Origin of the sequence: Brachybacterium atlanticum (genome assembly GCF_025669985.1) — a bacterium.
GTDB lineage: Bacteria > Actinomycetota > Actinomycetes > Actinomycetales > Dermabacteraceae > Brachybacterium > Brachybacterium conglomeratum.
Genome location: NZ_JAKJJW010000068.1, coordinates 1 through 2,621 on the forward strand (window position 1 = coordinate 1; position 2,621 = coordinate 2,621).

The 2,621-nt window shown below is 66.4% G+C and carries 2 protein-coding genes; both read right to left on the bottom strand.

The window, feature by feature from the left end; translation table 11 throughout:
* Positions 1-126: 126 nt before the first annotated feature.
* Positions 127-834 carry an ATP-binding protein gene (locus tag L3K22_RS16555; protein ID WP_209903341.1) on the bottom strand — a complete coding sequence of 236 codons (708 nt, stop codon included), beginning with the start codon at positions 832-834 and terminating at the stop codon, positions 127-129.
* Positions 835-872: 38 nt separating this feature from the next.
* The gene (istA, locus tag L3K22_RS16560) at positions 873-2,456 is read right to left on the bottom strand and encodes an IS21 family transposase (RefSeq protein WP_263312361.1); all 1,584 of its coding nucleotides are present in this window, start codon (positions 2,454-2,456) and stop codon (positions 873-875) included.
* Between the last annotated feature and the right edge of the window lie 165 nt (positions 2,457-2,621).

The window sequence follows — 2,621 nt, forward strand, 5'->3', positions numbered from 1 at the left end:
TGAGTATTCGGCCTGTTGAGCGCCAGTCGGTATTGCCCCTGAGCGCCACTCGATATCGCGGTCGGGCGCCGGTGGATCGCGTCGGTGAGCGCCAGCCCTCGGGGCCGACGCTCACCGATGCCGTGGTCAGGTCGTGGCGTGCGCGATGTGCTCGCGCATGTTCATCTCACCGGTGGTGATCCAGAGGGTGTTGTGCACGATGCGATCCATGATCGCGTCGGCGTGGACTCCTCCGCCGAGGCGGGCGTGCCAGTCCTTCTTCGCGTACTGGGTGCAGAACACCGTCGAGACCGTGTCGTAGCGCCGTTCGAGCAGCTCGAGCAGCATGGAACGGATCTCGTCGCTGGGCTCGTCCAGCAGCCATTCATCGATGACCAGGACTGCGAACGTGGAGTACTTCCGCAGCCACTTCTCCCGGCCACCGGGTTTGTCCTGGGCCGTGGCCCAGGACTCCTCGAGATCTGGCATCCGGATGTAGTGAGCGCGGTAGCGGTGCTGGCAGGCGCTCTTGGCCAGCGCGGAGCCGAGATACGACTTCCCCGACCCCGTGAAGCCTTGGAAGACGACGTTCTGCCGCATCTGGACGAACGAGCAGCTCCGCAGCTGAGCGAGGACGCCGCGATCCAGGCCCCTTTCCTCGACGAGGTCCACGAAGCGCAGGTCCGCGTCGGGGTAACGCAGCCCAGCACGACGGATGAGCCCGTCGACCTTCGCGTTCGTGAACGTGGCATGCGCATCATCGACGGCGAGCTGGATACGCTCTTCGAACGCCATCCCCAGGGCGAGGGTGGGGTCTTGTCCTTCGAACGCCTCCAGCAGGCTCGAAGCGCCCATCTCGCGGAGCTTGTGCTTGGTCTGTGCATCCAGCTGCGTCACTTCTTGCCTCCGGCGTAGTACTCCGCACCGCGCACGAACCCTGCTGCCACCCCGGCCGGCGCCTGAGGGGCTCGATCGATCTGGGGGCGGGCATCTCGCTGGGCGGGTGGGGCGTCCTGTCTGCTGTCGAGGATCGGCCGCAGATGCGCATAGCGCGGTGACCGGACCCGGGAAGAGAGCGCGATGCCGGCCGCGGCCTCGACCCGCGCCGCGGAGAACCGGCGCGTCAGGCGCAGCACCGCCAGCGCGGGGTCCAGCCCCTGCTCGGCAACCGCCACGGACTCGAAGATCCGGTTGACCACGGTGAGGGTGTTCTCGCCGATGCGGCCTGCCCATTCGCGGGCGCGATCGGCCGTCCATTCCCGGTAGCGAGGGCCGTCGGGCAAGTCCGCATCATGGGTGCGATGCTCGTTGACCACCCCAGCTGGAGCCAGAGCGTGGCTGGTCACGCGCCGGTCACCGTCGAACACTTCCAGAATCGAGGAGGTCACCCGCAGATCCACGCCCTGACCGATGAGAGCGTAGGGGACGGAGTAGAAGTTCTTCTCGAAAACCACGTGCCCATCCCGCCGGACTCGCCGCCCATGCACCCACTGGCTGATCTCGTAACGGACCGCTGGCAGGGGCCGCAGCAAAGGCTTCTCCTCAGCCTCGAACACCGAGAGCCGAGACCCGGACCGCTTCTGGAACGGCTCGGCGTTGTATACCTCCATCCGCTCATAGATCGCCTCCCGCAACTCCGCCAGGGTGGTGAAGGATCGATGCCGCAGCGCGGCGATGACCTGCGTGGCGATGTTCCCGACCGTGTTCTCCACGCTCGGCTTGTCCTTCGGCTTCCTGACCCGGCCCGGCAGCACCGCTGCGCTGTAGTGCGCGGCCAGTTCCCGATAGGCGTCGTTGAGCACGACCTCTCCCTCGGCCGGATGCGCGAGCACGCCCGTCTTGAGGTTGTCCGGGACGATCCGCGGAACGCTCCCGCCGAACCACTCGAACATCGCCGTATGTGCCCGCAGCCAGGCCTCCTGCTTCATATCCAGCGTCGGCTCGACAAACGCATACCGCGAGAACGGCAAGCAGGCGACGAACAAGAACACCTTCGTCGTCTTCCCCGTGACCGGTTCTGTCAAGGACATGGTCTTGCCCGACCAGTCGACCTCGATGCTCTGCCCGGCCTTGTGGCCCACGCGCGAGGCGAGCCCCGCGACCAGGACATGACGCTGATAGGTCTTGCAGAACCTGTCATACCCCATCGCCGGGGTGCCGGCCGAGGCTGCCGCGTCGCGGTACTCGCCGTGCAACAGCTTCAGCGTGACCCCGACCTTCGCGAGCTCACGGTGGACCTCGTCCCAGTCCGGCTGGGCATAGACGCTGTGGTGCTCTCCCCGCCCGGGGAAGAGCCGCGCATACACCTCCGCATCCGGCACCGCGACGACATCGTCGTAGCTGATCCCTATCGCGTCCGCGGCGGCGATGACCGCGTCCACCGAGTGCCTCGACATGCCCTGGGCGGCGATCTGCCGGCGTGAGAGACCCTCGCTGCGGAGGCGAAGCACCAGCTTCGCCCTGATCTTCCGTACCATTTCCGATTACTCCTTCTGCCACGTGAGACGCCACGTGGCAGAAGGAGCCTAGAAATATGGTGGCGCTGACGCCCACTACTCAACGGCGCTGAGCACCACGATCACGCCCCCGACAAGGTGGCGCCGAACGGGACCACCACCGGTGCTCAACACGCCGAATATTCA